Genomic DNA, 21,557 nt, shown 5'->3' on the forward strand with positions numbered 1-21,557 from the left:
GGATGGCCTAAGAGAGAAAATCAGGAGATGACGATGGAAGCGGTAAAGATCGATTTTGCAAAGATGGATGGCCTGGTTCCGGGCATCGTGCAGGATGCGAAGACGGGCGAGATGCTGATGCTCGGCTTCTTGAACGAAGTGAGCTATGCGAAGACGCTGGAGACAGGATTTGTGACCTTCTGGAGCAGAACGCGCAGCAAGCTTTGGATGAAGGGCGAGACCAGCGGCAACCGGCTCAAGGTCATCTCGGCCGCAACTGATTGCGACAACGATGCGCTGCTCTTTAAGGTAGAGGTCGAGGGCGATGGGCTGGTGTGCCACGAGGGCACGGTAAGCTGCTTTACCAAAAATATTGAAACGGAGAAGGCGTAATGTCTGGAGCGAAGAAGCTGAAGCTGGGAATTCCGAAGGGCAGTTTGCAGGATGCGACGATTGCGTTGTTTGAGCGAGCAGGTTGGAGGATCTTCGCCAATGGACGAAGCTACTTCCCTTCGATCGACGACGCCGAGATCGAGTGCATGCTGGTGCGCGCGCAGGAGATGGCGCGCTATGTCGAGCACGGCGCGCTCGATGCCGGACTGACCGGCAACGACTGGGTTCTCGAGAACGAGACCGATGTCGAATATGTCACCAGCCTGACCTACAGTAAGCAGAGCCGGCAGAAGGTGAAGTGGGTACTCGCAGTTCCTGAAGACTCTCCTTTTCAGAAGCCTGAAGATCTGGCAGGCAAGATCATTGCCACCGAACTGGTTGAGTTTACGAAGCGCTACTTTGCCAACAAAAACATTCCCGTGAAGGTGGAGTTTAGCTGGGGCGCGACCGAAGTGAAGCCGCCGACGCTGGCCGATGCGATCGTCGAAGTGACGGAGACCGGAAGCTCGCTGCGGGCGAATCGCCTGCGGATCATCGAGACGCTGATGGAGAGCGAGACACAGCTCATCGCCAACAAGGCTGCGTACAAGGATGACTGGAAGCGCGAGAAGATCGGCAACATCTCGCTGATGCTGAATGCTGCGATTGCCGCACAGGGCCGCGTCGGACTCATGCTCAATGCTCGCAAGGACTCGCTGCAGGCGGTGATTGGCGTGCTGCCAGCGCTGAACTCGCCGACGATCTCGCAGCTTAGCGATGAGGGATGGATTGCGCTGAATACGATTCTGGATGAGGCCGAGGTTCGGGACGTAATTCCGAAGTTGAAGGCCGCCGGCGCTACCGGAATCGTGGAGTATCCCTTGAGCAAGGTTGTACTGTAGTCGGACAAAAGGCTTAACACCGATTGGCACGGATAAACACCGATAGAGTAAAGTCGGGCTGGTTTTGATCGGTGATATCGGTGCAAATCGGTGTTAGGTTTCTACGGAGTTGGCGATGAAGCTGGTACGAACATTTGGGCGCGGTAAAGTGACCGCGGCGGCTCTGATAGAAACGCTGGAGCAGCGTGGAGCAGCAAACACGGCGAAGGTGGAGCCGGTGGTGCGGCGGATTCTTACAGACGTTCGCAAGAGCGGCGATGCTGCACTGCGAAAGTATGCGGCAAAGTTTGATGGGCTGACGAAGCGGCTGGCGCTGCTGGTCTCCCGTGAAGAGATGCAGGCAGCCTGGGAAGAGACTGCTCCGGCGTTGCAGGCAGCGATGATGGTGGCGCGCGGCAATATCCTCGCGTTCGCCGAAGCGCAGCGTCCGAAGGAATGGACCATTGCACCGTCCGAAGGCGTAAAGACAGGCCAGCTTATTCGTCCGCTGGGCAGCGTCGGTTGCTATGTGCCCGGAGGTCGATATCCGCTGCCTTCGACGCTGTTGATGACGGTGACTCCGGCGCAAGTAGCAGGAGTGGATCGCATCATCGTGTGTTCACCCAAGCCTGCCCGAGAGACGATGGCAGCAGCGTGGCTTGCGGGGGTGACGGAGTTCTATCGCGTAGGTGGAGCACAGGCAATTGCTGCGATGGCCTTTGGTACCGAGACGGTTGAGCGTGTCGACAAGATTGTAGGACCGGGGAATCTATTTGTAACTGCGGCGAAGACAGTTGTTTCGACCGAGTGCGGAATTGATATGCCTGCCGGACCAACGGAGATTGTAGTTACCAGCGAGACTGGCGATGCGGTGGGAATTGCCGCGGATCTGGTAGCTCAGGCTGAGCATGATCCTGAAGCTCTCCCTATCCTGATTACAAGCAATGAAGTTTTGGCGAAGGATGTTGCAGTCGAGGTGAAGAAGCAAGCAGCGAAGAACACGATTGCGAAGCAATCGCTGGCAGCGCAGGGAGCCATATTCGTAACTGCTACGGTTGCAGAAGCACAAGAGCTGACGAATCGGCTGGCTCCAGAGCACCTGACCGTCGATGCAGCAGCGGACTTGAAGTGGGTACGCAATGCGGGGAGTGTCTTTGTGGGGGCCTATACTCCGCAGTCAATGGGGGATTATGTCTCAGGGCCGAATCATGTACTACCAACCGGGCGCGTGGGTCGTGTACGTGGCGGCTTAAGTGTGATGGACTTCTTGAAGGTGATTACGGTGCAGGAGTACACGCGCAAAGGGCTGCGGAAGATTGGCCCTCACGCAATTGCGCTGGCTGAGGCCGAGGGACTGGTTGGGCACGCAGAGAGTGTTCGAGTGAGGATGCGATGAGTGTTACGACCGAAGTAAAACCACGCAGGGCTGTACTGCAGATGCCGGAGTATCACCCTCCGCTGGCGGGGCGTGATGCGCTGCGTCTGGACTTCAACGAGAACACATTCGCGCCTTCTCCCAAGGTGATTGAGCGCCTGCGTGAAATAACAGCGGAAGGGTTGACGAAGTACCCCGAGCGCGAACCCGGCGAGCGAATTGCGGCAAAGCACTTTGGATTGAAGCCCGAGGAAGTATTGCTGACCAATGGTGTGGATGAGGCGATACACATGGTCTGCTGTGCGTTTCTCGAAGAAGGCGACGAGGCAGTGATCTGCACGCCGGGCTTCTTTATGTATGACGTCAGCGTCATGATGATGACCCAGAACCTGCGCAAGGTGCAGGCGGATGAGACGCTGCAATTTCCTTTTGAAAAATTTGTTGCAGCGATTACAGAACGAACGAAGCTGATTATTGTGTCTTCGCCCAATAACCCTACGGGTGCCGTGGTGAGCCGCGAACATCTGCTGGCGATTGCAAAGGCCGCTCCACATGCCGTGTTGATGGTGGATGAGGCGTACTACCACTTTCATGGCGAGACCACAATGGGCGACCTGTCCGCTGTGCCGAATCTGCTGGTGGCACGGACATTTTCAAAGGCTTATGGCCTCGCAAATCTTCGCATCGGAATACTGGCAGGCAATGCCGCGCTGATGAAGTATGTGCGCAAGGTCAGCTCCCCTTACAACGTGAATGGTGTGGCGCTCGATTGCCTGACCGTAGCCTTGGCCGATGAGGACTACCTCACATGGTATGTCGAACAGGTGCGCGTGGGACGCAATCGCATGATGCGCGAATTGGACGAGCTGGGCGTTCCCTACTTCCCCAGCCATGCGAATTTTGTGCTGATGAAGATTGGCCCGCAGCATAAGGAGTTGGTGTCTGCGATGCGCGGTCATGGAGTGCTGCTGCGAGACCGTTCCGCTGATCCCGGCTGCAATGGCTTTGTGCGCATCACCATTGGCATTGAGGAGCATGTGCGGGTGGGACTGGCGGCGCTGCGATCGTCGCTCGAAGAGATTGGATGGAAGCCTGCTGCTGAAGGAACAACGCGGCAGAGCAGCGAAGGCGAAAGGGAGTTTGAGTAATGGCTAAGAGTTTGAGCAAGGTTCGAACAGGAACAGTGAAGCGCGATACGACGGAGACGCAGATTGCGCTCAAGCTGGTCGTCGATGGGCAGGGTGTCTATAAGGTTTCGACCGGAATACGCTTCTTCGACCACATGCTGGAGCTGTTTACGCGGCATGGCGGCTTTGACCTGACGCTGAAGTGCACGGGCGATCTGGATGTCGATCAACACCACACCGTCGAAGATGTCGGCATTGCGCTGGGCGAGGCTTTCAATAAGGCTCTCGGCGATAAGAAGGGCATCATGCGCGCCGGATATTTTGTGATGGCGATGGACGAGACGCTCGCGGTTGCCGCTGTAGATTTGAGCGGACGCGTAGCCTATGTCGTCGATGACAAGGTGAAGGTGCGGCTGGTAGGAGATTTCCAGAGCGAGCTGCTGGCCGACTTCTTCGATGGATTCGCTCGCGGAGCCAAGGCGAACGTGCACGTGAAGACGATGTATGGCCGCTCCAATCATCACAAAATTGAGGCTATCTTCAAGGCGTTTGCACGGGCGCTACGCGGAGCTTGTTCGCGTGATGAACGGATGCGGGAGATGCTGCCTAGTACGAAGGGTTTGCTGTGAGCAAAGCAGCACAAATCCGTCGAGCGCTCTTTATTTGCGGAGTTGTGTCTGTCTTGCTGTCGGTTGTACTGGTAGTCGGCAGCTATTTGCGGCCAGTAGATACCCAAGATTATCTGAAGCAAGCAGATGAAGGCGTGCCATGGGTTACTTGGGGACTATGTTCTTCCCTATTTGGTTGCACACTTTGTTTTTTTGGCAAGAGGTGGTGGAGAGTAGGCGCTGTAATCGCTGCATCGTTGTCATTGATTTTCTGGTATCTGATAGGAGTTTCACTTTACTAATGATTGCCGTTATCGACTATAGAGCCGGAAACCTTACCAGCGTCGTAAAGGCGCTGAAGTATCTTGGCGCTGAAACGCAGGTAACTCAAGACCCGGAAGTAGTACGTACAGCTTCCAAGATCGTCCTGCCCGGAGTGGGTCACTTTCAGGCTACCCAGTTGTTAACCGATCTTTGGCTAACTGAGGCAGTGCGCGAAAGCGTGAAAACGGGCGCTTGGTTTCTGGGAGTTTGCGTCGGGCTGCAATGGCTGTTTGAAGGCTCCACCGAGGCGCCCGATGTAGGCGGACTGGGGCACTTCACGGGAATGTGCGAGCGCTTTCCCGCATCTTTTGAAGGTGCGGAGTTAAAGTCGCCGCATGTGGGCTGGAACTCGCTCGAAGGCCTGCGCCAGGATTCGAAGCTGCTGCGCGGCGTGCAAAACGGCGGCTTTGTTTACTACACCCACTCCTGGCGTGCTTCGGTGGTAAATGCAACTGCTGCGGTTACAGAATACGGTGGGTCGTTTACGGGAGTCGTCGAGCAGGAAAATGTGATGGGTGTGCAGTTTCATCCGGAGAAGTCGAGCACCGTGGGCTTACAGGTCTTGAAGAACTTTGTGGAGTTATAAACATGCCCTTTATATATGAGCTAAAGATCGCAGCCGAGAAGCCTTCCTACACCTTCGTCCAACAATTAGTACCCGCCGGATCGCTCGTGGGAACGGGACAGGCGGTCTGCACTGTGACCGATGGAGCGATGGAGTTCCATGTGCCTGCGCCCAAACAGGGGCTGTTGGTGGAGTGGTTCGTCGAACATGGAGCTGTGATCGAGAACATGGATTCGCTGGCCCGGATTGTCTGCGAAGGCGATGAAGTTGCAGTCCCAGCGGCTGTTCCGGCAAGGTTGGGATAGATGCTGACGAAACGAATTATTGCCTGCCTCGATGTACGCGGTGGCCGCGTGGTCAAGGGTGTTCAGTTTGTAGACATCATCGACGCCGGCGATCCGGCGGAACTGGCGCATCGCCATGCTGCGGCAGGGGCCGACGAGATTGTGCTGCTGGACATTACGGCAACGCACGAAGGGCGCGGCACACTGCTCGATACGGTGAAGCGTACAGCAGCTACTTTGTTTGTTCCGTTCACCGTCGGCGGGGGAATTCGCAGCGCGGAAGATGCGGCGGCGGTCTTCGATGCGGGCGCCGATAAGGTGAGCATCAACTCCTCTGCCATCGCGCGGCCCGAGTTGATTGGCGAAATCGGCGGCAGCTTTGGAGCGCAGGCGGTGATTGTAGCGATCGATGCCCGTCGCGGCGCAGCAGGAGTGGATGACGCCGAAGTCTACGTGAGTGGTGGCCGCAAACCTACAGGACGAAAGGTAGTGGATTGGGCTCGTGAAGCCGAGCAGCGCGGCGCAGGCGAGATTCTGCTGACCTCGATGGATACGGACGGAATGCGCAACGGCTTCGATTGCGAATTGACCGCGGCAGTGAGCAAAGCCGTGCAGATTCCAGTGATTGCTTCAGGCGGTGCAGGATCGGCAACTCACTTTGCCGATGTCTTTGGCAGAGGCAAAGCCGACGCGGCATTGGCGGCCAGCATCTTTCATTTTGGTGTTACGGATTCACGCGAGTTGAAGGCAGAGCTGCGACAGGCCGGAGTCTCTGTACGGCTTCCTTGCTGAAGGCCACTGCGCTGCGCTTCGGTCGAGATGACAGTTTTATAACGGAGAAGAAAAACATGTTGATACCTTCGATTGATTTAATGGGTGGCCGCATTGTGCAGTTGGTGCAGGGCGAGAAGCTGAAGCTGGCCTTCGATGATTTTGATTACTGGATTGAGCGGTTCTCGAAGTATCCCGTGGTGCAGTTGATCGATCTCGATGCAGCAATGCGGCAAGGAAATAATCGTGAACTGATTGAGATGATCTGCAAGCGGCTGCCTTGCCAGGTGGGTGGCGGTTTGAAGACTGCTGCAGACGGACAGGCGTTGCTCGACGCTGGCGCGAAGCGCGTGATCTATGGTTCGAGTCTGTTTGGAGCCTCAGGCGTGAATAAAGAATTCGCCGCAGGATTGAAGAAATCGCTGGGCGAAGATGCACTCGTCTTCAGCGTGGACACCAAAGGCGGCAAGGTCGCGGTGAAGGGCTGGAAGGATTCGGTCGACCTGACTCCTGAAGAGGCAGTGACGTGGTTGGAAGATTATTGTGCCGCGTTCCTCTACACGCATGTCGATATAGAAGGAACGATGACAGGCTTCCCGATGGACGTTGCAGCCGTACTGCGAGCGACGACGGGACGCCAGCTCATCGTTGCCGGTGGAATCAAAGAACGCGCCGAAGTAGATGCTCTGGATGCGATGGGCGTCGATGCCGTAGCCGGCATGGCGGTGTACTCGGGCGCGATGGAAGCATAGACTTTCCGGGTGGCACAATATCAAGGAGTACATGAATGCAGGGAATGACGAGGCGACGATTTATGAAGAGTTCGGCAGCAGCTACATTGGCAGCGAGTGCTTCACTGGCAAGCGCAAGCGGGGGCAGCAAGAACGAGTTATTGCTGGTGGGAACGCAGACGACAAGCACAAGCAAGGGAATCTACTCGTACTCGTTCGATGAAGCGACAGGTGAGTTGAAGCAGACCGGCCTCGCCGCGGCAATTGAGAATCCTACCTTCATGGCGCTCGCTCCGGGCGGCAATCGCCTGTTCTCCGTCAGCGAGGCGAGCGACTTTGCGGGAAAGGACGGCGGCGGAATTACAGGCTTCAATCTCGATCGCAAGACCGGACATCTCACCGAGATCAATGCGGAGCCTACAGGTGGCCCTGGAACCTGCCATATCGCGGTGGACCACACCGGGCGCTGTGCCTTTGTCGCCAACTACAACGGCGGCAGTGCGGCGAGCTTTCATGTAAGCGACGATGGACATCTGAGCGAGGCAGTCAGCTTCTTTCAGTACGAAGGCCATGGCCCGAACAAAGAGCGGCAGGAGAAGCCCCATGCGCACCGCGTTACGCTATCGCCGGACAACCGGTTTCTGCTGATCAACGATCTTGGTCTGGACGAAATTCATATCTACAAGCTGGATGCAAAGACGGCAAAGCTTACACCGAATGAGCCTCCGGCATGGAAGTCTGCGGCAGGAGCAGGACCACGGGCGCTAAGTTTCCATCCCAACGGCAAATGGGCGTACTGTGTGACGGAGATGACGTCGACGGTCGTTGTTCTGCACTGGAACGCAGAGGCGGGGACGCTGGAGGCAATTCAGACAGTCGAGCTGAATCCCGAGGGATACAAGGGCGAGACCGGTGGGTGCGACATTATCTTCGACCGCAAGGGGCGCTTTGCCTATGTGGCGAACCGTCTCCACGACTTTATGGCTTCGTTCACCATCTCGGAGACGGATGGCAAGGTGACCTTGATAGAACGGACCTCATGTGGCGGGAAGGTTCCACGTCATATTGCGCTGAGCCCGAACGACCGCTGGCTACTGGTGGCGAACCAGGTTTCAAACAACATCTCCGTCTTCGCGCGCGATGCAAAGACAGGCAAGCTGGCGGACTCCGGCAAGAGCTTCGATCTGGCTGCTCCTCAGTGCCTCGTATTTGCATAAGCATCAACGGACGGGTTGCGAATCGGTCATGGCAGTGGCACTTCCAAGTCGCCGACCGGTTCGCCCCGTCTGATTCGTCTAAGTTGTCCCTTCAGACGCATGGATGGATCGTCAGCGTCTCCCTCGTCGTCCTGCTCTTCATCCTCCGACAGCTTTTCCTGAAGAACGTACCGCACTTTGGGTTGTGCGAAGATCTGCAGAGCATGTAAGGCATTTCCTGCCGACGCTGCAGTGGGATAGAAGCCCAAATTCCACTTCCCGCGACGCTTTCTCTTCTTCCACCGTATCCGTTGGAAGAAGAATGCGCAGGCGACAAAGATAAAGAAAATTAAAAAGAAGCACGCAAGACTATCGTCGAAGTCCATGACCAACCCACATTCAGGCAAATGGATCGCTAAGTCAGACTCATCGCGCAGGCGTTATAACAAGCCCAGCGCGAGGTCAACAAGAATCTAAGCGAAGGTAGTAGAGGGTGGGGGACGCTGAAAGCGGGCTGGCGAAATTGGCGCACGGTCAGGCGTAGGGCTGTTATGTTGCGCATCAAGCCATGAGAACAACGGCGCGCCCAACACTTCGCCAAGAAATACCGGAACAAGGATGAAACAAAGCGCCGCTATCTGCTGATGCGCTCCGTGGGGGAGCAGCACCAGCAGAAGAGCTATCAGGACTGCTATGACCGCATAGGTCCTGAGTAATCGCGATCTGGAGATCGAAGGCATTGCTAGCTGCCAGTGTATACGGCGTTACTCGTCGTTGCCCATCGAATCAGCAAGCGCGTAGTAGCCTTTGCGGGCCTGAACCTTCTGGCCCTTCTGGCAGGAGATATTGAGCGTACGAAAAGTCCCGTCCACCTTGAGATTCGTAGGCGTGTAGCTGGCAAGGTACTGGGTGCGCAACTCGTCCTGAATCTGGTCGAAGGCGTCTTCGAGCTTTTTGCCGTTATTGCCGACGTTGATGACGCGGCCGCCTGTCTCTCTTGCCAGACGATCCATATCCGCAGCGCCTGTAACTCCAAGATTGATGCCGAAGCCGCCATTATAGAAATTGCGATCCGCGATCAGGATGACGTAGATGATCGTGTTCGACTTCTGCGCCGCTTCAATGGAAGACTTCAGTGTCTCCTGGCTGCCCTGGTCGCCGCCATCGGTCAGCATGACCAGCACCTTGCGCCCCGCTTCTTGCCGCAGCTTGTCGTGAGCGGCAAGATACACAGCGTCGTACAGGAGAGTGCCGCGCGGCGTGCCATTGCCGGTGACGGAGCCAGTGCCGGCACCGGTATTAATCGTGGCCTTCTCCATGGCGCGTCTCAGCTCGCGCGGGTCGTTCGTGTAATCGGAGAGAAGATCGACGTTGATGTCGAACGAGATAAGGAAGGCCTCGTCCTTGGGCGTCAGAACGTCCTTGAGAAACTCGGCACCGGACTGCTGCTCCAGCGGAAGAACGTTCTGCTGGCTGCCGCTGGTGTCGAGCAGGATGCCGATCGTGAGCGGTAACTTCTTCTCCTGCGTAAAGTTTTTGATGGTCTGTGGGACCTTGTCCTCGGCAATCTCGCAGTCGTTCTTATGCAGATTGGTGATGAAGCCGTCCTTATCGCGCACGGAGAAGTAGACGTTGACGAGGTTGACGTTGACCTTCAGGGTCTCGACATCCTGATCTTCGCGGGGCTGGGCAGCAGCAGTACTGGCCGGGGGTGGACCGTCGGGCGAGGGGGCCTCCTGCGCATGGAGGGGGAGTGAGAAGCCAAGGGACAGGGCGGCGGCAAGCAGGACAAAGGGGCGCATACCTCATTAGACGACGAAGATTGGGCGGAGTCAGCGGAAAAATGCTGCCCGCCCCGAAAGTGGAGGCACAACGTAAGGGGTAGGTCGAGCGTCCAACGAAAAGGTTTAGATACGGGATGGCGGCGCGGAGGTCGCGCTGGTAGTCTGGTAGTTGGCCGGGCTAGTGTCCGGGCTGAAAGATACGGGGGTCGTTCTTGGTGAAGTACAGCATATTGGCGGGGGCTGTGGCATGCATGATGCTGGCACAGCAGGCACAGCAAACGGCAGCACAGGATCAGGCACCGCAGACAGTCGCGCAACAGACAGCCGCGCAGCAGCAGGCGATTCCCGATGCTCCCAGGCCACAGCAACCATCGCCGTTCAATGCGGTTGCGCCCGGCAAGGGCACACCAGCAGACCTCGATAACTCGACCTCTTCTGACGATGACGCTGGAGCACCCCCAAGCAGCCTGCCGCAAACGGCGGCGGAGAAGGCTGCGCAAGGTACGCCTCCTGAGGTTCCGGCGGCAGGACAAGGAGCTGAGGCCTTTACCCTGCATGTCCAGACCAATTTTGTCGAAGTGCCGTTTACCGTAAAGGATTCGAAGCAGCGTCTGGTGCCGGGACTGACCTGGCGCGATGTGCACGTATACGAAAATGGCCTGCGCCAGCAGATGGCACTCTTTACGACAGACGCCTTTCCTCTGTCGGTAGCGCTCGTCATCGACCAGAGCATGACCTACGACAACATGACCAAGGTCAACAACGCGCTCGATGCGCTGCCGGGAGCCTTCGCAGCCTATGACGAGGTCGCGGTCTTTACCTATAACAATGGGCCGAGAATGCAGACCGACTTCACCGCTGCCCAGAGCGCCCGCTTGAGTGCCGTGATCGAACGGTCCAAGTCGACCGGACGCGAAGGTGCGATGGCCTACACCAGCGGTCCGCTCTCGCAGAACATCAACCTTAATGGCGGTGCACAGAGCTACATCGACCCAAACACCAATTCGACCCACGGCACCAGCCTGAGCAATACGCTGAACGTTCCCAAGGAAGTGCATACGCTGAACGACGCCATTCTGGCGGCAGCGAACCACCTGGCCAAGACGCGGCCCGGACGTCGGCGCGTGATCTACGTCATCAGCGATGGCAAGGAATACGGCAGCACAGCGAGCTTCAAAGAAGTCGTGAAGTATCTGCAGACCAACAAGATCGCTGTCTACGGCACGCTGGTAGGCGACTCTTCCCTGCCCGTCGTCGGCTTCCTCGACCGCATCCACCTGCCCCTGACCATGCGTGACAACGTCCTGCAGGCCTATGCCAAGCAGACCGGCGGCAATTTTGAGGCGGAGTTCCGGCAGCGCGGCATCGAAGACAGCTTTGCCCGGATCGCCGAAGAGGTGCGCACGCAGTACACCATCGGCTACTACACGCACGAGCCGTTTATCGACAGCAAATATCGCACCCTTGAGGTCAAGATCCTGCGGCCGAATCTGACGGTCATCGCCAAGGCGGGGTACTATCCCTCGGCTGAGGACACCAAGCCGTCCATCGTTCGAGCAAAGTAGGCTCGCCCTGTTGCATCTGAACGCTCTGCTGGCCCTGGCGGCAGCCGTTTTATGGGGTGGCGGAGACTTCTCCGGCGGCATGGGCGCAAAGAACGCCGGTGGCACCATGGGCGGTGCGCTGCGCGTCATCCTGCTGAGCCATGCCTCCAGCTTTGTTGTGCTAATCGCCATCGCCCAATGGCGCGGCGATGCCTTCCCGCACGGCGCTCCGCTGGCCTGGGGCATTGGGGCTGGCGTCGCGGGGGGAATCTCGCTGGCTTGTTTCTACGTCGCGCTCTCGCGTGGCGCCATGGGAGCCTCAGCCGCCTTGAGCGGCCTGCTGGCCGCTGCCATTCCTGCTGCGGTCTCAATCGCCTCGGAGGGTTCGCCGGGGCTGCTGCGCATCGTGGGTTTCCTTATAGCTGGAGGCGCCATCTGGCTAATCGCCGCCGGGCCGAACGCCGAGGCCAAATCCGCCGATGCCGGTACGATCTGGCTGGCCGTCGTGGCAGGCATTGGCTTTGGTATCTACTTTGTATCCTTGAAGATGGCCGGAGTTGCCGGCGTGGTCTGGCCGATGGCTACGGCAAGGATCGGCAGCCTGAGCGTCTGCTCCCTGATGCTGCTGGGACTCTCGTTCAGCTCAAAGACCACAGAGATTGCCAAAGGCCGCCTGAACCGCACAGCGGTTCGCTGGGCGCTGACGACAGCGCTGCTCGATACCTCGGGCAACCTGCTGTTTATCGCAGCCACAAGGGCCGGACGACTGGATGTAGCCGCGGTACTGGCTTCCCTCTACCCGGCCTCGACCATCCTGCTGGCGGCCTGGATGCTGAGCGAGCGACCCACCCGGCGGCAGGGGCTGGGAATGCTGGTAGCCGCAGCAGCCGTGGTCATGATTACCCTGTAAGCTCTCTTTTCGCCATCCCTCTCTACAATTGGTTTAGTGCTAAATAGTTTAGTAAGTAAACTATTTACTACTAAACTATAATTGGCTTTTCACCCAGGCGGTCGCGCTTCATTCAACCGGTTTGAGCTTATGTCCTTTATTTTTAATGCTTTACGGGGGCATAGCCGGGCTGGGATCGGCTTATAGCTTGATGTGGCTGGGATCGAAGGTCGGAGGCGGGTATTTGAGCTTGAGACCCTGCATGGCGTCGACGATGATCTGCGAGATGGCGACGTTGCGGTACCACTTGTGGTTCGACGGGATGACGAACCAAGGGGCATGTTTGCGGCTGGTGGCGGAGAGGATGTCGTTGTAGGCCTCTTCGTAGCCGGGCCAGAACTGGCGCTCGTGGAAGTCCGCTTCGGAGAGCTTCCAGTGCTTGTCCGGCGTGTCGATACGGGACTTGAGGCGCTGGGTCTGCTCTTCGTGCGAGATGTGCAGGAAAAACTTGAGGATGACGACGCCGTTGTCGGTGAGCATGTCTTCGAACCCATTAATGTTCTCGAGGCGTCGGCGGACGATCTTGCCGGAGATGAGCTTGTGGACTCGCGGCGAGAGAACGTCCTCGTAGTGTGACCGGTTGAAGATGCCGATCATGCCTCTGGGGGGGACGGCGTCGTGAGCGCGCCACAGGAAGTCGTGCCGAGCCTCCAGCGGGGTGGGAACCTTGAAGGCGGTGACGTCGCAGCCCTGCGGGTTGATGCCGGAGAAGATGTGGCGGATGGTGCCGTCTTTGCCCGCCGTGTCCATGCCCTGCAGGACGATCAGCAGGGCCTTCTGCTGGCTGGCGTAGAAGACTTCCTGAAGAGTATTGAGCTGGGTGCGATGCTTGACGAGAAGCGCCGCGGCAGACTCCTCCGTCTTGAAGGAGCCGGTCTCCCCGGCGGGAAGACGGGTGATGCGGACTGTCGAATGCGGTTTGACGAGGTAGGGCGATTTCAGCTTCATCAGGAAATGCCTATCTGGACAGAACTACAGAGGAAGAACCCGGAGATGCGGATATCGCGCCATCCGGGCTAAGAGATGCCCTACTTGACCGATTCTTCCGGCTTCGGCGTAACGGCGTGAGTGGTCTCGGTGGGCTTGTTTATCTCTTCGGTGACGCCCTTCATGCCGTCTTTGAAGCCGCGAAGGCCTTCGCCCAAACCTTTGCCCAGCTCCGGCAGCTTCTTACCGCCGAACAGCACTATAACGATGATCGCGAGGATGGCCAGATGCCACGGTTGAAATAGATCGCCCATATAAATTCTCCCTACAAGCCGGATGCGTAACGCCCCAACCGGCTCATATCATTGTCGCACAAAGTAAATCCGCAGATAGACTGCAATTAGAGCGGTCCTCCTCCAGATGTAGTTTTGCTGATTCGAGCAAAACGCAGATTCCCTTCGGGAATGACAAACAAAGGAAGCTACACCTGAGTGGAAATACCTATCGTCTACCTATAGACCATCATCGCGGGTTTTCATAGCCCACAATCCGGTCTCTTTGTAGATACGATACAGCGAATCAGGCAGATGTGCGCCAGACGTTATATCTTGGAAGCTGAAGCTAATGCGGGAGAAGGTGTTGGGAAAAAAGATGCAGAGATTGATGTCGGGATTGAAGATGGCCGCGACGTGGAAGAACGGAACACGCACGGCAAGTGGAATGCTGCTGGGATTGATGTTTGTTGCGGGCGCCGCGGCGATGGCACAGGCCACAGGCAAGCTGGCTGCAGAACCTCCAGTAACCTATGCGAACCGCTACGAGATCTATGGCGGCCTGAACTTTATGAACTTTCAGGCGGGACAGAACCTGCCGACGCGGATGAACCTTGGCGGCGGCGAGCTTCTGGGCACCTACTGGCTGACCAAGCGGGTCGGCCTGGCTGCGGATTATCGCGGTGAGGCAGGAACGACGCCGGTCTTCCCCAGCGCGCCGATTCCGCCGAACCCAAACTACATCAACCGGCCGCTGGTGTACATGAACATGGGCATGCTTGGCGCACAGTTGCGCGGGCCGAAGAACCAGTTCGCCGCAGTCAATCTCCACGGGTACTTTGGCGTGGCGCACGGCGTCTTCGATGGCGGCACCGGCGGCGTTCCTCCTGAGGATGTAGGCCTGTACAGCAATCGCACCAAACCGATTGCGGCGGTAGGCGGCAGCCTCGATATCAACCGCTCCAAGAACTTGGCGGTTCGCCTCTCGCCGGACCTGATCTTCGAGCACTTCGGGACAGAGACGCGGGAGTTCTTCGCGATCTCGGCTGGTGTCGTCTATCGGTTTGGCAAGAATTAGAGAGGTTTTATCCAGATGCAGGTTTGGTGATTCGAGCAAAACGCAGATTCCCTTCGGGAATGACAAACAAAAGGAAGCTACACCTGTTCCCTCTCAGGAATGACAAACAAAGGAATCTACACCTGAGAGGAAATAGCTATAAGCCTTCTTTCGAAGACATTAACCGACCGCGGATTACCAGGTGTCGCGTTGCTGGAGAAAGTCTGGTGAGACCGGGTTCTCGTAGACAGAGTAGTCGCGGGTGACGACGGTGATGCCGCTGGCGGAGACAAAGTAGTTCTTCTTGTCTTCGTTGGGATCGTAGCCGATGACCGTGCCGTCCGGAATGTGGACGTCGCGGTCGAGAATGGCGTGCCGGATGCGGCAGTGGCGACCGATGTTAACGTGCGAAAAGACAATGCTCGAATCCACGTCGGCGTAGGAGTTGACACGAACGTCGTGCGAGACGACGCTGTTGCGCACGACGGCTCCGGAGACGATGGAGCCGGAGCAAACGATTGAGTTGATCGCCATGCCGGTTCGTCCCGGCTCTCCGAAGACAAACTTGGCAGGCGGGTACTGATAGGGACGCGTACGCATGGGCCAGGACTTGTCATAGAGATTGAAGGTAGGCGAGACGCCCGCAACATCCATGTTGGCCTCGTAGTAGGCCTCCAGAGTGCCGACATCGCGCCAGTAGAGGGCCTTCGTCTTATTCTCGTCGACAAAGTTGAATGCCTGAACCTTGAAGCGCCCCAGAAGCTTGGGCAGAATGTCATGGCCGAAATCATGCTTGGACTCGGGATCTTCGGCATCTTTCAGAAGCTCGGGGATGAGGACGTCGGTGTTGAAGATGTAGATGCCCATCGAGACATCGACCATGTCCGGGGTGAAGGGGGAACGAATGCTGGTCTCCTTCGGCTTTTCGACGAAGCCGGTGACTTCGCCGCTCTGGGCGATCTCAACGACACCGAAGGCGGAGACCTCATCGGGCGAGATGGGCAGCGTGGCCAGGGTCACATCCGCGCCGGAGTCCTTGTGCTGGTTGAGCATGCGGCCATAATTCATCTTGTAGATGTGATCGCCGGAGAGGATGATGACGTACTTGGGCTCCTCGGAACCGATGGAGTAGATGTTCTGGTAGACCGCATCGGCGGTGCCGGTGTACCAGTTCTTGCTGACGCGCTGCATGGGCGGAAGGATCTCGATGAACTCGCCGAGTTCATTGGCCACCACTGGCCCCCAGCCTTCGCGGATGTGGCGGTTGAGCGAGAGCGCCTTGTACTGGGTGAGGATATAAACGCGACGCAGATCGGAGTTGATGCAGTTGGACAGCGTGCTATCGATGATGCGGTACTGCCCGGCAAAGGGAACTGCCGGTTTAGCGCGATCACGGGTCAGGGGGAAAAGTCTTTCACCGGCACCACCGGCAAGCAGAACGCCCAGCGTATCTCTCATATTTTGACGACCTCGGACTTATGAACTATGAACTACCACAGTCGGATGCACAAAACCGTGTACGAGCTTCCACGGAAACGCGAGTCTATCATCCTGAGGATTGAGTGTGCTGGTTTTTCGGATTTTAGCGGTATCTAACGCTGGGATGGAAGGTGGCAGATCGAATCGAAAGAAGGGGCAGTCGCAAGAACAACGGCGAAATACAGGGGTCTCTCCGCTGCACCGCGCGATAAAACCGCCCGGCTTCGGTCGAGATGGCGTTGTGTTGCGTTTGGATGAGGCTTTTACTCTTCCTTCGCGTCTTCCTGCGCGCTCTCTTCGGTAAGGCTGATGCGCAGGGATTTCAGAAAGGTCAGGTCGTTCTGGGTGAACGGGGCCTCTCCGCTTTCAGGAGGCAATGCAAGGGGGTCGTCCGATTCGCCGGTCTCCGCCTCGACTTCGTTGAGCCCAATGGTGGCCTCAAGCATGAGGAGAACATCAAAACCCTGCTCGCGGATGTTTTTGACGACGCCAGCGATGTCCTCCGACTCCGATACGGACTCGTGGATCGCTTCGCCAAGTTTCTGGATAAGGTTTTTGACCTTCTGGTTCAATGCCACCTCCGGACTGCCCTATGTATGCACCCAACCACGCATCGGGTATTCCCGGCCTTACGCGACCGGCGGGAACGGCATTGCGGGTACTGCGGCGTACCTTGAAGTACTTTTTACAGAATACGCCCGCGAGGAACGCGCCGCAATCACATTGAAGGGGAATCCGCCAAGATGCCCTAGACCGTCGTATGGTGGTCGCCCCAGGCCACATCCAGTTGCCTGGCCAGCTCTTCGACCGGTTTAATGCGTTTGGGACCCCATACCAGAAAGCCTACCGACGCAGCACAGAGCGCACCCATCGTCCAGAGAAAGCTCTTCATCGTGTTTTGCCCTCTTTTTGCGCCATTTTTTGGTTAGATGCGACGGGGCAGACCGAGGTCTATCGCCAGCGGCATTTTTCCTCTGAACTGGCTTACCCTAAGAGCAGAGGACAACCTTTGGCCGATATCTCCAGTAGCAGGCATCTTCATCTTGGCGCCTTCATCTTTCCGCGAATGGACCAGATCGATTTCACTGGTCCGTTTGAGGTGCTGTCGCAGGTCCCCAACTCGACCTTTCATGTGATTGGAAGGGACAAGGAGCCCATTCGAGACATCAATGGGCTGATTTTGACGCCGGAGGAGAGTTTTGCCGATGCGCCGCAACTTGATGTGCTGGTCGTTCCCGGCGGCTATGGCCAACAGGACCTGATGAATGATGAGGCTGTGCTCTCGTTTATTCGAAGGCAAGCTGCTGGGGCAGAGTATGTCTTCTCCGTCTGCACAGGTGCCTTGCTCTGCGGGGCGGCTGGATTGCTTAGGAACGTTCGCTCCACGACGCATTGGGCGTCCTTTGACTTGCTTCCCTACTTCGGTGCGATTCCGGTGGATTCTCGTGTCGTTGTCGATGGGAAGCACGTCAGCGCTGCCGGGGTAACCGCTGGAATTGATGGCGCACTTACGGTCGCGGCGCTGCTGCGCGGAGACTTTGCGGCCCAGCAGATTCAGCTCATGATCGAGTACGCGCCTGATCCTGCCTTCAACAGCGGTACTCCGAAGACCGCTCCGCCCGAGGTGCTGAAGGCCGCACGGGAACAGGGGCGGGAGATTCTGGCGGCGCGGCTTGAAACCGCGATTCGCGTGGCACGGCGGCTGGAGATTGCGATTTGAAGATTCGCGGTAAAGGCTGTTGCAACCGGGCGATGAACCGCTACACTTTCTAGTATGGATTCGGTTCGCTTTGGTCGCGCCCTTGGCGTGGGTGCTCGTGCCGCTGCAAAGACGCTGGTGACAGCGGTCGATGCAGCGACTGCGCCGAACCCTTCTGCCCAGGGAGCAAAATCGGCCCAGAGAAGCGCGCCGCCTTCAGGGCCTACGGTGGAGCAGCGGGCGAAGGCTTCAGGCGCGCGGGTTGGGCAACAGGCCGCGCAGACGGCGACTCAGGCGCGACAGACTGGGCAAGGGCTGGTTCGTGGCAGCAAACGCTTTGGAGAGGCTGTCTGGACGCCATTCATCAAGCTCTCGGGCGTTCTGGGGCTGGAGCTGGCGGGGGTATTTTTTGGGCTTTTCGCCTTCTTCGGCGCAGGGTGGGCGTGGAAGCTACGCGGAAATTGGCATGAGACGGCCTCAAATCATGATGCTCATGCCCGCTTTCTGGTATGCGTGATCATGGCCGTCGTGTTTTCGTATTTTCTGGTGAGCAGCTTTGTGAAGGCCAACCGCAGAGGCCGCGGACGATAGTTCCCCGCGCAGCGAGTAAACTGCATTGTCATGCCAGAACCGCCTAAAACTAGTTCCGGAATTCCTGTCGACCTTGTCTATGGAGCAGGGAGCCTTGAGGGCTTCGACGCGGCTGCCGAACTGGGCGATCCGGGGACGTTTCCATACACTCGCGGGATTCAGCCGACGATGTATCGCGGACGGCTGTGGACGATGCGGCAGTATGCCGGCATGGGCGATGCCGAGGAATCGAACCGGCGCTATAAATTTCTGCTGGCCAATGGGACTAAGGGGCTATCGGTCGCCTTCGACCTGCCGACGCAGATTGGATATGACTCGGACTCGACGCTGGCGCTCGGCGAAGTGGGCCGTGTAGGGGTTGCGATCGATTCGATCGAGGACATGCAGCGGCTCCTCGATGGGATTCCGCTGGATACGATTTCGACTTCGATGACGATCAATGCGACTGCGGCGATTCTGCTGGCACTCTATGTCACGGCGGCGCGACGGGCGGGCGCGGATGTAAAAAAACTGAATGGGACGGTGCAGAACGACATTCTGAAGGAGTACATCGCTCGCGGCACCTATATCTATCCGGTGCCCCAGGCGATGCGGCTGGTGACTGACATCGTTGCGTGGGCCGCGGTGGAGTTGCCTGAGTGGAATACGATCTCCATTTCCGGCTATCACATGCGCGAGGCAGGATGCACAGCCGTGCAGGAAGTAGCGTTTACGCTGGCCGACGGCATGACCTATGTGCAGGCTGCGATTGACGCCGGTCTGAATTTGGACACCTTTGCTCCACGGCTGAGTTTCTTCTTCAACGCGCACAACAATCTGCTGGAAGAGGTGGCGAAGTTTCGCGCGGCGCGGAGGATGTGGGCACACCTGATGCGCGATCATTTTGGCGCGAAGAATCCGCGAAGCTGGATGCTGCGGTTTCATACGCAGACCGCTGGATCGACGCTGACGGCACAGCAGCCGGAGAACAATATTGTTCGCACGACCTTGCAGGCTCTGGCCGCGGTGCTGGGTGGAACGCAGGCGCTGCATACGAACGGGTTTGACGAGGCGCTGGCTTTGCCGACCGAACAGGCCGCGCGCATTGCATTGCGAACGCAGCAGATACTGGCGCACGAGAGCGGCGTGCCGCACACAGTCGATCCGTTGGCAGGGTCGTATTACATAGAATCGCTGACCAATGAGATTGAACAGCGGGCGAAGAAATATCTGGCCACGATTGCCGCATTTGACCGTACAGGCAAGTATGGGATGCTGCGGGCCATCGAGCAGGGCTATGTGCAGCGGGAGATCCAGACTGCGGCATACGCTTATCAGCAGGCCGTCGATGCTGGGGATGCGATTGTTGTAGGGGTGAATGCGTTTGCCGCGGAACAAGATGCCAAGGTGCCGATTCAGCGGATGGATGAGGCGCTGGAAGCAAGGCAGGTGGAACGAGTGCGAGCGTTGCGGCTGCGGCGCGATGCGAGTGTTCATGCAGCAGCGCTGCGGAGCGTTGAGGATGCTGCCAGAGATGGTCGCAATCTCATGCCGCAGATATTGAATGCGGTGGAAAATTCTGCCACCGTCGGTGAAATTGCGGATGTGCTGCGAGTGGTATTTGGGGAGTACAGGGAAACCGTAGGGATTTAGTTGTCGATCAGCCTCCTCTAAGTCTCTAAGTGAAAAAGCGAGATGTACCCGAGGTGAATGTTAGATATCGGGCCAGTTGAAGGGAAACAGTTTGCCAGCATCCGACGGGCTTATCGACGCTCCTCCAAGTTCGATGGCGTGGGATAGGACGGAATCCCTGCTTTCAGTCAGGTCCGACGCCGTGAGCAGCATAATCTCATCCGGAGTGACGCCTGTGCCTTCGAGGCTCTTTCCGTCGGTCATGATGAGATTAGCTGAAGTGATGGAGAATCCATAAAAGATCCTGGTATCGGTGCCTATGGATTCAGGGTAGTGCAATGCTTCCATCACAGCCCCTTCCGAACGATCTCCGATAACAGTGCCACGGTGCTCGATCTGAACGACACGAGCGAGGATCTCGGCGGCAGAGGCCGACTGGCTGTCAATGAGGACAATGAGCTTTCCGGTGAAGGCGTCGCGAGATCCTTTAGCAATCTCCGGTTTTGATTCTTTGCGTGAGATACGGTCTCCCAACTTCACCTCGCGGTCGAAGAGATGAGAAAGCACCTCTTTCAGGGTTTCGATAGAGCCGCCAGGATTGCCGCGAAGGTCGAGAATAAGAGTCTTATGGTTCTTCGCCGTTGAAAAAACTGAATTCGTGTGTGTCGGATCAATATAAAATCGCGGGATCTTCCAGACAATCACGTCTCCGATCGCGGCTATTCTATCGCGGCTATTGTAAGCATCATCCTCACCTTGTCGTATGAGATTCCATAAGTCATTATCACTGCTGCCTGTGCCCGTTATGTCAAGAACTGCTTTGCCAGAATGGTAGCTGGCATGAACAAGTTCTTGCCGCTGCACGCCTGAGGTATCTGACACGTTCAGTTGTTCTGTAGAGGCCGGGGCCAAAACATTGAGGAAATATTGCAGATCGGAAAAATCCTGGCGACCTACGTTATACCCATCAAGAGCTAAAACCCGATCCCCTACATGGAGTTTAGTATTTGCATCCGTCTTGGGACGAACCCGGGTGATGAAGCAATTGTCCCCCACCATCTCCATATGAAAACCAATCACGGATCGGTTAACGGGCGATGGAGGAATAAAAAATACATGGGAATCATGGAGATGGGAGAGAAAAGCGGCGATGATCCGAAATGATTCACCCATCGTATGGGCCGAATTGAGTTTCGTATCATACTCACGATAAGTGGCATCGAGATCGACGTCATGAAATTGAGGATCGTAGTAATTTTTTTTTACGTCCTTATACGCCTGCCTAAGCATGACGTGAACATGGTCGAGATCAGCGTTGTCTAGCTTTGGGGCTTGTTGAGCGGCTACGGAAACAGAAGATACCCAGAGAAGTAAGACAAAAAATGTACAGGTAATACACGAACGAAGGATTCGCATTCGGAAACACCTTTT

The 21,557-nt window shown here is 57.1% G+C and carries 24 protein-coding genes; 16 read left to right on the forward strand and 8 right to left on the reverse strand.

Annotation, left to right across the window (positions count from 1 at the left end; translation table 11 throughout):
- Positions 1 to 33: 33 nt before the first annotated feature.
- The 10 genes from hisI (at position 34) to GSQ81_RS07480 (ending at position 8,234) form a co-directional block, all read left to right on the forward strand.
- Positions 34 to 372: a phosphoribosyl-AMP cyclohydrolase gene (hisI, locus tag GSQ81_RS07435; RefSeq protein ID WP_158910147.1), complete on the forward strand. Its 339-nt coding sequence runs from the start codon at positions 34 to 36 to the stop codon at positions 370 to 372.
- Positions 372 to 1,253 (forward strand): ATP phosphoribosyltransferase, encoded by an 882-nt coding sequence (gene hisG / locus GSQ81_RS07440; RefSeq protein ID WP_158910148.1) that lies wholly within the window; start codon positions 372 to 374, stop codon positions 1,251 to 1,253. The genes hisI and hisG overlap by 1 nt, the downstream gene beginning before the upstream one ends.
- A gap of 115 nt (positions 1,254 to 1,368) precedes the next feature.
- Positions 1,369 to 2,628: a histidinol dehydrogenase gene (gene hisD, locus GSQ81_RS07445; protein WP_158910149.1), complete on the forward strand. Its 1,260-nt coding sequence runs from the start codon at positions 1,369 to 1,371 to the stop codon at positions 2,626 to 2,628.
- Entirely contained in the window at positions 2,625 to 3,755 is a 1,131-nt protein-coding gene (hisC, locus tag GSQ81_RS07450) for a histidinol-phosphate transaminase (RefSeq protein ID WP_158910150.1), read from the forward strand. Before hisD ends, hisC begins: the two co-directional genes overlap by 4 nt.
- Positions 3,755 to 4,363 carry an imidazoleglycerol-phosphate dehydratase HisB gene (gene hisB, locus GSQ81_RS07455; RefSeq protein ID WP_158910151.1) on the forward strand — a complete coding sequence of 203 codons (609 nt, stop codon included), beginning with the start codon at positions 3,755 to 3,757 and terminating at the stop codon, positions 4,361 to 4,363. Before hisC ends, hisB begins: the two co-directional genes overlap by 1 nt.
- Positions 4,364 to 4,643: 280 nt before the next feature.
- Positions 4,644 to 5,252, forward strand: coding sequence for an imidazole glycerol phosphate synthase subunit HisH (gene hisH / locus GSQ81_RS07460; protein WP_158910152.1), 609 nt, complete (start codon positions 4,644 to 4,646; stop codon positions 5,250 to 5,252).
- Positions 5,253 to 5,254: 2 nt separating this feature from the next.
- A complete protein-coding gene (locus GSQ81_RS07465; protein ID WP_158910153.1) occupies positions 5,255 to 5,536 on the forward strand; it encodes a biotin/lipoyl-containing protein in 282 nt (93 codons plus the stop codon).
- Complete coding sequence (gene hisF / locus GSQ81_RS07470) at positions 5,537 to 6,307, forward strand: imidazole glycerol phosphate synthase subunit HisF (protein ID WP_158910154.1); 771 nt, start codon at positions 5,537 to 5,539, stop codon at positions 6,305 to 6,307.
- A 56-nt stretch (positions 6,308 to 6,363) separates the two neighbouring features.
- Complete coding sequence (locus tag GSQ81_RS07475) at positions 6,364 to 7,038, forward strand: HisA/HisF-related TIM barrel protein (RefSeq protein WP_158910155.1); 675 nt, start codon at positions 6,364 to 6,366, stop codon at positions 7,036 to 7,038.
- Positions 7,039 to 7,100: 62 nt separating this feature from the next.
- Positions 7,101 to 8,234, forward strand: a complete 1,134-nt coding sequence (locus GSQ81_RS07480; protein WP_254060064.1) for a lactonase family protein — start codon at positions 7,101 to 7,103, stop codon at positions 8,232 to 8,234.
- A gap of 26 nt (positions 8,235 to 8,260) precedes the next feature.
- Here the strand turns inward: GSQ81_RS07480 and GSQ81_RS07485 are convergent, their stop codons facing one another.
- Entirely contained in the window at positions 8,261 to 8,599 is a 339-nt protein-coding gene (locus tag GSQ81_RS07485; RefSeq protein ID WP_158910157.1) for a hypothetical protein, read from the reverse strand.
- A 378-nt stretch (positions 8,600 to 8,977) separates the two neighbouring features.
- Entirely contained in the window at positions 8,978 to 10,015 is a 1,038-nt protein-coding gene (locus GSQ81_RS07490; RefSeq protein WP_158910158.1) for a VWA domain-containing protein, read from the reverse strand.
- Between the two features lie 233 nt (positions 10,016 to 10,248).
- On the opposite strand from GSQ81_RS07490, the gene GSQ81_RS07495 reads away from it, so the two are divergent.
- Entirely contained in the window at positions 10,249 to 11,562 is a 1,314-nt protein-coding gene (locus GSQ81_RS07495; RefSeq protein WP_254060072.1) for a VWA domain-containing protein, read from the forward strand.
- Positions 11,563 to 11,572: 10 nt separating this feature from the next.
- A complete protein-coding gene (locus GSQ81_RS07500; protein ID WP_254060065.1) occupies positions 11,573 to 12,451 on the forward strand; it encodes an EamA family transporter in 879 nt (292 codons plus the stop codon).
- 180 nt (positions 12,452 to 12,631) lie between these two features.
- Here GSQ81_RS07500 and GSQ81_RS07505 read toward each other — a convergent pair whose 3' ends face one another.
- Both GSQ81_RS07505 and tatA read right to left on the reverse strand, forming a co-directional pair.
- Entirely contained in the window at positions 12,632 to 13,438 is an 807-nt protein-coding gene (locus GSQ81_RS07505) for a polyphosphate kinase 2 family protein (RefSeq protein ID WP_158910159.1), read from the reverse strand.
- Between the two features lie 80 nt (positions 13,439 to 13,518).
- Positions 13,519 to 13,731 (reverse strand): twin-arginine translocase TatA/TatE family subunit, encoded by a 213-nt coding sequence (gene tatA / locus GSQ81_RS07510; protein ID WP_121470463.1) that lies wholly within the window; start codon positions 13,729 to 13,731, stop codon positions 13,519 to 13,521.
- A gap of 337 nt (positions 13,732 to 14,068) precedes the next feature.
- On the opposite strand from tatA, the gene GSQ81_RS07515 reads away from it, so the two are divergent.
- Positions 14,069 to 14,767, forward strand: a complete 699-nt coding sequence (locus tag GSQ81_RS07515; RefSeq protein WP_254060066.1) for a hypothetical protein — start codon at positions 14,069 to 14,071, stop codon at positions 14,765 to 14,767.
- A 174-nt stretch (positions 14,768 to 14,941) separates the two neighbouring features.
- Here GSQ81_RS07515 and glgC read toward each other — a convergent pair whose 3' ends face one another.
- From glgC to GSQ81_RS19700, 3 genes are all read right to left on the reverse strand, one after another.
- Positions 14,942 to 16,204, reverse strand: a complete 1,263-nt coding sequence (gene glgC, locus GSQ81_RS07520; protein WP_158910160.1) for a glucose-1-phosphate adenylyltransferase — start codon at positions 16,202 to 16,204, stop codon at positions 14,942 to 14,944.
- A 284-nt stretch (positions 16,205 to 16,488) separates the two neighbouring features.
- Complete coding sequence (locus GSQ81_RS07525; RefSeq protein ID WP_371715227.1) at positions 16,489 to 16,803, reverse strand: hypothetical protein; 315 nt, start codon at positions 16,801 to 16,803, stop codon at positions 16,489 to 16,491.
- Positions 16,804 to 16,973: 170 nt separating this feature from the next.
- Complete coding sequence (locus GSQ81_RS19700) at positions 16,974 to 17,117, reverse strand: hypothetical protein (protein WP_174237949.1); 144 nt, start codon at positions 17,115 to 17,117, stop codon at positions 16,974 to 16,976.
- A 117-nt stretch (positions 17,118 to 17,234) separates the two neighbouring features.
- Here GSQ81_RS19700 and GSQ81_RS07530 point away from each other — a divergent pair, with 117 nt between their 5' ends.
- Genes GSQ81_RS07530 through GSQ81_RS07540 form a run of 3 tightly spaced genes read left to right on the forward strand, consistent with a single transcriptional unit; the run spans position 17,235 to position 20,147 of the window.
- A complete protein-coding gene (locus GSQ81_RS07530; RefSeq protein ID WP_216846397.1) occupies positions 17,235 to 17,945 on the forward strand; it encodes a DJ-1/PfpI family protein in 711 nt (236 codons plus the stop codon).
- Positions 17,946 to 17,999: 54 nt separating this feature from the next.
- Positions 18,000 to 18,515, forward strand: a complete 516-nt coding sequence (locus GSQ81_RS07535; protein WP_158910162.1) for a hypothetical protein — start codon at positions 18,000 to 18,002, stop codon at positions 18,513 to 18,515.
- A gap of 30 nt (positions 18,516 to 18,545) precedes the next feature.
- Entirely contained in the window at positions 18,546 to 20,147 is a 1,602-nt protein-coding gene (locus GSQ81_RS07540) for a methylmalonyl-CoA mutase (protein WP_158910163.1), read from the forward strand.
- A 60-nt stretch (positions 20,148 to 20,207) separates the two neighbouring features.
- Here the strand turns inward: GSQ81_RS07540 and GSQ81_RS07545 are convergent, their stop codons facing one another.
- Positions 20,208 to 21,542 carry a S41 family peptidase gene (locus GSQ81_RS07545; RefSeq protein ID WP_158910164.1) on the reverse strand — a complete coding sequence of 445 codons (1,335 nt, stop codon included), beginning with the start codon at positions 21,540 to 21,542 and terminating at the stop codon, positions 20,208 to 20,210.
- Positions 21,543 to 21,557 lie beyond the last annotated feature (15 nt).

It is taken from the genome of Granulicella sp. L56, from assembly GCF_009765835.1.
In the GTDB taxonomy this organism is placed as follows: Bacteria; Acidobacteriota; Terriglobia; order Terriglobales; family Acidobacteriaceae; genus Edaphobacter.